The following is a 382-nucleotide window of genomic DNA, read 5'->3' on the forward strand; positions in this document are numbered from 1 at the left end:
ACGTAGAACCAGCCGACGGCGGTGGCGTTCCGCTCGCGAGCGACCGTGTGGTTCACCCAGCAGAGGAACGAGAACGCGAACAGCGGGAAGCCGAGGCCCCGCAGGAAGTACGTCAGCGCGATGAGGCCGACCGACCCGGTGGGCAGCGCCGCGAGGAACGCGACCTGGAACACGACCCAGAGCACGGCGCCGATGGTCATCACCCGGCGCGGGCCCCAGAGCTCCGACAGCACGCCGGCGAAGTACGACGCGACGAGGACCGCGACGCCGTAGAGGCCGATCACCATCGCGGCGCTGTCGACCCCGCCGGAGCCGAGCGCAGCCGCGATGTGCGGGGAGATGAAGTTGGACTCGATGCCGTCGCCGGTCATGAAGACCAGGA

At 69.6% G+C, this 382-nt stretch carries 1 protein-coding gene; it reads right to left on the reverse strand.

The features are described from left to right. Positions 1-382: MFS transporter (locus BIV03_RS15805; protein ID WP_139202015.1), on the reverse strand; the 382-nt coding region annotated here is incomplete at both ends.

It is taken from the genome of Curtobacterium sp. MCBA15_016 (genome assembly GCF_001865105.1).
Lineage (GTDB): Bacteria > Actinomycetota > Actinomycetes > Actinomycetales > Microbacteriaceae > Curtobacterium.